The organism is Microbacterium sp. MYb72, from assembly GCF_002979415.1.
Taxonomy (GTDB): domain Bacteria; phylum Actinomycetota; class Actinomycetes; order Actinomycetales; family Microbacteriaceae; genus Microbacterium; species Microbacterium natoriense.
Genome location: NZ_PCOT01000061.1, coordinates 1 through 6,090, shown reverse-complemented (window position 1 = coordinate 6,090; position 6,090 = coordinate 1). Strand labels below are relative to the sequence as shown.

Sequence of the window (6,090 nt, the reverse complement as noted above, 5' to 3'; positions counted from 1 at the left end):
CTCGGCGCTACCGCCGAGAGGAGCTGCTGGCCGCGGCGGGCGCCGGGCCTCAGCTGCTCAACGACGCGATCAGCACCGGAGTGATCACGGCGCAGGAGAACTATCCGGAGGCGACGGTGACGCTGCTGCGCAGCCTCGTGGGCCTCGACCGCCACGGCATCGAGCCGCGGCACCTCCGGTCGCTGCGACAGGGGGCCGAGCGGGAGGTCGCGCTGATCGAATCCGCGCTGTCCGCACTGCTGCGTCGCACTGATGCTGCATCGCGGGCGAAGGCGAGCGAGATGGCTCCCGAGCTCGCCGCGAAGATCGACGAAGTGCGCTCGCTCTTCGTCAAGGACGCGCTCACCAGGGTGCTTTCGTAACGAACTGATTGCGACACACCTTCGAGGTCGCACGGATGTCATTGCCGCTGCCTGGACGCTGCTCTAGCGTGGAGGTAACAGCTCCAGGGAGGACTTCAGATGAGTGCGGATGAGCGTGCAGGCGACCCGCGGTTCGTGACCGAACTCCTCTTCACCGACGGTCTTCCGGCGATGGACGACGAGGTCGGGTACCGCGGTGCAGTGGCGGCTCGCGCAGCCGGGATCACCTATCGTCAGCTGGACTACTGGGCGCGCACCGAGCTCGTGGAGCCGACCGTCCGCGGCGCCAGCGGCTCGGGTTCGCAGCGCCTCTACGGCTTCCGCGACATCCTCGTGCTCAAGCTCGTGAAGAGCCTTCTCGACACGGGCATCTCGCTGCAGCAGATCCGCACCGCGGTCGAGGAGCTCCGCCGCGCCGGCATCCGCGACCTCGCGGGCACCACGCTGATGAGCGACGGCGCCTCGGTCTACCTGTGCACCTCGAACGACGAGGTCATCGACCTCGTGAGCCGCGGCCAGGGCGTGTTCGGCATCGCCGTCGGGAAGGTCCTGCGCGAGGTGGAGTCCACTCTCGTGGAGTTCGATCCCACGGCGCCCGACCCCGTCGACGAGCTCTCGGCCCGACGGTCCAAGCGCTCCGCCTGAACGTCACCGGAAACGGAAAACGCCCGCTCATCGAGCGGGCGTTTCGCGTAGCGGTGGGGATCAGGCCTGAGGGCCGGTCTCCGCGACCTGGATGCGTCCGGTGCGGATGATCCGGTCGAGCAGCTGGTCGAAGTCGGCAGCGAGCTCCTGTGCGGAGTCTCCCGGCCAGATGTGCAGCGGCTTCGCCGCACCCTGGGCCTGCTGCAGCGACGTGCGCTCCGGCAGCTGGGGGGAGAGCACGAGCGGGCCGAACATGTCACGCAGCTCCTTGATGCGGAACTGGTGCTCGATCGACTGCGGGCGCACGCGGTTCACGACGATGCCGAGCGGCTGGAGGCGAGGAGAGAGTCCACGACGGATCTCCTCGATCGCGCGCAGGGCGCGATCCGCCGCGGCCACGGAGAACAGGCCGGGCTCGGTGACGACCATGACGCGGTCGCTCGCGGCCCACGCCGTACGGGTCAGCGCGTTCAGCGAGGGCGCGCAGTCGATCAGGACGAGGTCGTAGTCGGCCTCGACGGATGCCAGCGCCTCCTCGAGCTTCCACACGTCGCGGACGCTGGGGTGCGGCCCGTCGAAGTTGATCGCCGAGGGGCTGCCGATGAGCACGTCGATCGTGCCGGGGTGCACCTTCGCCCAGCCGCTGGAGGTGATCGCCTGACGGACGACCTTCTCCTTCGGGTTCGCCAGGACGTCGGCGATGTTGAGCCGGCCGGCCACCTGGATATCCATCCCGGTGGACACGTCGGACTGCGGGTCGAGGTCGACGACGAGCGTCCGGACACCACGGGCGAAGGCCGCTGAGGCCAGGCCGAGGGTCACGGTCGTCTTGCCGACGCCTCCCTTGAGAGAGCTGACGCTGAGTACGTGCACGGACACCACGTTACCTTCCCCTAGGCTGGGGGAACACTCAGCCCCGCCCCATGCGCGTCGAAAACGCCGTGCATCGAGCTCTTAGAGGTGTGCATGTTCACGAAGATCCTTGTGGCGAACCGCGGCGAGATCGCGATCCGCGCCTTCCGTGCGGCCTTCGAGGTGGGAGCGAGGACCGTGGCGGTCTTCCCCCACGAGGACCGCGGATCCGTTCACCGGCTGAAGGCCGATGAAGCATACGAGATCGGGGAACGCGGTCATCCGGTCAGGGCCTACCTGAACGTCGACGAGATCATCCGCGTGGCGCTGGAGGCCGGAGCGGACGCGATCTACCCGGGTTACGGATTCCTCTCGGAGAACCCCGAACTCGCGGAGAAGGCGGCCGCCAACGGCATCGTCTTCATCGGGCCTCCCGCGAACGTGCTCGAGATGGCGGGGAACAAGGTCGAGGCCAAGCGCCACGCGATCGAGGCGGGCGTGCCCGTCCTCCGCTCCACCGAGGCGTCGGATGACGTCGAGGCTCTCGTGGCCCAGGCCGACGGGATCGGCTTCCCGCTCTTCGCGAAGGCCGTCGCAGGCGGCGGCGGACGAGGGATGCGCCGCGTGGAGACGAAGGGCGAGCTGGCCCCCGCTCTCGCGGAGGCCATGCGCGAGGCGTCCAGTGCCTTCGGCGACCCGCGCATGTTCCTGGAGCAGGCCGTCCTGCGACCTCGCCATATCGAGGTCCAGATCCTCGCCGACAAGACCGGCGAGACCGTGCACCTCTTCGAGCGGGACTGCTCGGTGCAGCGGCGCCACCAGAAGGTGGTCGAGATCGCTCCGGCCCCCAACCTCGATGACGGCATCCGCACCGCTCTGCACGGTTACGCTGTCGCCTTCGCCCGCTCGATCGGGTACGAGAACGCCGGCACCGTCGAGTTCCTGCTGGAGACGGCGGGGGAGCGCGCGGGAGAGGTCGTCTTCATCGAGATGAACCCGCGCATCCAGGTCGAGCACACGGTCACCGAGGAGGTCACCGACGTCGACCTGGTGCAGAGCCAGATGCGGATCGCCGCGGGCGAGACCCTCGCCGACCTCGGGCTGCAGCAGGAGAACCTGCACCTGCGCGGTGCGGCCCTGCAGTGTCGGATCACCACGGAGGACCCGACCCAGGGGTTCCGGCCCGATACGGGCAAGATCACCACGTACCGGTCACCGGGCGGTGCGGGCGTCCGTCTCGACGGCGGCACCGTGCACCAGGGCGCGCAGATCAGCCCGCACTTCGACTCGATGCTGGCGAAGCTCACGTGCCGAGGGCGCGACTTCCCCGCCGCGGTCGCCCGTGCACGCCGCGCCCTCGCCGAGTTCCGCATCCGTGGCGTCTCCACCAACATCCCGTTCCTGCAGGCGCTGCTCGACGACGACGCCTTCGTGGCCGGAGACGTGAGCACGTCCTTCATCGACGAACGTCCTGAGCTGCTCCGCGGACGGATCTCCAAGGACCGCGGGACGAAGATCCTGAACTGGCTGGTGGACGTCACGGTGAACAAGCCGCATGGCGCCCACCCCGGCGTCATAGATCCGGTGGCGAAGCTCCCTACGATCGACCTCGCAGCCGCGCCCGCTCCCGGATCACGGCAGCGGCTGCTCGAACTCGGACCGGAGGGGTTCGCGAAGAGCCTGCGTGCGCAGTCGGCCCTCGCCATCACCGACACGACGTTCCGCGACGCTCACCAGTCGCTGCTCGCGACGCGTGTGCGCACGAAGGACCTGGTCGCCGCTGCTCCGTACCTCGCACGTCTGACCCCCGGACTGCTGTCGGTGGAAGCCTGGGGCGGCGCGACCTACGACGTCGCGCTGCGGTTCCTCGGCGAGGACCCGTGGGAGCGGCTCGACAAGCTGCGGGCGGCCCTGCCGAACGTCGCCATCCAGATGCTGCTGCGTGGGCGAAACACGGTCGGCTACACGCCGTACCCCACCGCGGTCACCGATGCGTTCGTCTCGGAGGCGGCCGCCAGTGGCGTCGACATCTTCCGCATCTTCGACGCGCTCAACGACGTCGAGCAGATGCGTCCAGCGATCGAGGCCGTGCGTCGGACGGGCACCGCGGTCGCGGAGGTCGCTCTCTGCTACACGGGAGATCTGCTGAACCCCGCCGAGGACCTCTACACCCTCGACTACTACCTGGCGCTCGCGGATCAGATCGTCGCCGCCGGAGCGCACATCATCGCGATCAAGGACATGGCGGGCCTGCTCCGCCCCGCAGCGGCGGCGAAGCTCGTGGCGGCTCTGCGCGAGCGCTTCGATCTGCCCGTGCACCTGCACACGCACGACACGCCAGGCGGCCAGCTCGCGACCCTGCTCGCCGCGAGCGCTGCGGGCGTCGACGCGGTGGATGCGGCATCCGCTCCGCTCTCGGGCACCACGAGCCAGCCCTCGCTCTCGTCTCTCGTCGCGGCGCTCGCGCACACCGAGCGCGACAGCGGCATCGACCTCGATGGGGTCTCCGACCTCGAGCCGTACTGGGAGGCCGTGCGCCGTCAGTACGCGCCGTTCGAGTCCGGCCTGCCCGGACCCACGGGGCGCGTGTACCACCACGAGATCCCGGGCGGCCAGCTGTCCAACCTGCGCCAGCAGGCGAAGGCTCTCGGACTCGCCGACGACTTCGAGCTGATCGAGGACATGTACGCAGCGGCCGACCGCATCCTCGGTCGCGTGCCGAAGGTGACGCCCTCCTCCAAGGTCGTCGGAGACCTCGCGCTGCACCTCGCCGCCGTCAAGGCGGATCCGGCGGACTTCGAGGCGAATCCCGAGAAGTACGACGTGCCGGACTCGGTGGTCGGATTCATGGCCGGCGAGCTGGGCGATCTTCCCGGCGGCTGGCCCGAGCCCTTCCGCACGAAGGTGCTCGCGGGGCGCGCGGTGCGCACCGGAATGACCGAGATCTCCGCCGACGACGAGACCGCACTCGCGGGAGACAGCGCCGCGCGTCGGGAGAGACTGAACACCCTGCTGTTCCCCGCTCCGACGAAGGAGTTCGCTCAGATGCGCGAGCTCTTCGGCGATCTCTCGGTCCTCGACACGAGCGACTACCTCTACGGGCTCGTCCAGGGACAGGAGCACCTCATCGAGATCGACCGCGGCGTGCAGCTGTACGTCGGGCTCGAGGCGATCGGCGAGGCGGATGACAAGGGCATGCGCACGGTCATGACCACCCTGAACGGGCAGCTGCGCCCGGTGTTCGTGCGCGATCGCTCGATCGTCGTCGACGCCCATGAGGTCGAGAAGGCCGACACCTCCGTGCCCGGTCAGGTGGCGGCGCCGTTCTCCGGCGTGGTCACCCTGAAGGTCGAGGTAGGCTTCGCCGTCAGGGCAGGGGAGCCCGTCGCCTCGATCGAGGCGATGAAGATGGAAGCGGCGATCACGGCGCCGGTCGACGGGGTCATCGAGCGCCTCGCGATCGGAGAGACGCAGCAGGTGGACGCAGGAGATCTTTTGGTCGTGATCCGCCCCGCGCACTAATCTTGTGCGGGCGAGGGCCGCGCACGCACGTGACGCACCCGAGGCCCGCACAAGCTTGGAGTGACATCGTGACCGTGAAAAAGGGGTCCACCCCGAAAGACGAAGAGTCGAGAGGGGTGCTCGACGAAGCCGCGTCCCTGGACACGTCCGGAATCGGCATCCTCGGCGGCACGGCCCAGGTGAACGTGATCCTTCCGCAGGCGGACGATGACGATCTCGCCGACGACGGCGTCGTCGACGGCGAGGTCGTCGATCTGATCATCGACGACGAACCGGTCTTCGATCGCACATCGTTCGTCGAGAACGAGATCGCGCCCGAGGCGGATGCCGTCATCGAGTCGATCGTCATCGAGCTGCCCGCGGTCGCGGAGATGCCGCCGACCGTGCCGTCCGCGGAGGCGGTCGAGGTGCCGGCGTCGTCTGACGGGACCGTCGAAGAGTCCGCGCCCGAGGCCGCGCTGCCGGAGTCTCTCGAATCCGAGTCTCTCGAATCCGAGGTCGCAGAGGTCATCGTGTCGGAGGTCGTCGAGTCGGAGCCCGTCGAGGTCACCGACGCCGAGGCCGAGATCACAGCGGCCGATCGCATCGCCGTGGCCGATCACATCGAGGTCGACGAGCCCGCGGTCGCCGAGAGCGCAGCCGCGGTGGTCTCATCTGAGGCTGAGGCTGAGGCTGAGGCTGAGGCTGAGGCTGAGGCTGAGGCTGAGGC

3 protein-coding genes and 2 pseudogenes are annotated in these 6,090 nt (G+C 68.9%); 4 read left to right on the top strand and 1 reads right to left on the bottom strand.

The genetic code is table 11. The features are described from left to right. Window positions 1-362 (top strand): annotated as a pseudogene (locus CQ047_RS18550) (MerR family transcriptional regulator); the annotation flags it as partial. Between the two features lie 99 nt (window positions 363-461). Beyond that, a complete protein-coding gene (locus CQ047_RS18545) occupies window positions 462-1,007 on the top strand; it encodes a MerR family transcriptional regulator (protein WP_105677517.1) in 546 nt (181 codons plus the stop codon). A 60-nt stretch (window positions 1,008-1,067) separates the two neighbouring features. Here CQ047_RS18545 and CQ047_RS18540 read toward each other — a convergent pair whose 3' ends face one another. After that, window positions 1,068-1,880: a ParA family protein gene (locus tag CQ047_RS18540; RefSeq protein ID WP_105677519.1), complete on the bottom strand. Its 813-nt coding sequence runs from the start codon at window positions 1,878-1,880 to the stop codon at window positions 1,068-1,070. Window positions 1,881-1,973: 93 nt separating this feature from the next. On the opposite strand from CQ047_RS18540, the gene CQ047_RS18535 reads away from it, so the two are divergent. Both CQ047_RS18535 and CQ047_RS18530 read left to right on the top strand, forming a co-directional pair. Next, window positions 1,974-5,381 carry a pyruvate carboxylase gene (locus tag CQ047_RS18535; RefSeq protein ID WP_105677516.1) on the top strand — a complete coding sequence of 1,136 codons (3,408 nt, stop codon included), beginning with the start codon at window positions 1,974-1,976 and terminating at the stop codon, window positions 5,379-5,381. A gap of 68 nt (window positions 5,382-5,449) precedes the next feature. Continuing rightward, window positions 5,450-6,090: pseudogene (locus CQ047_RS18530) on the top strand (MinD/ParA family protein); the annotation flags it as partial.

What these genes read in the sequence shown, in the direction of transcription:
- CQ047_RS18545 (WP_105677517.1), top strand. Translation starts at nt 462, where the DNA reads ATGAGTGCGGATGAGCGTGCAGGCGACCCGCGGTTCGTGACCGAACTC.
- CQ047_RS18535 (WP_105677516.1), top strand. Translation starts at nt 1,974, where the DNA reads ATGTTCACGAAGATCCTTGTGGCGAACCGCGGCGAGATCGCGATCCGC.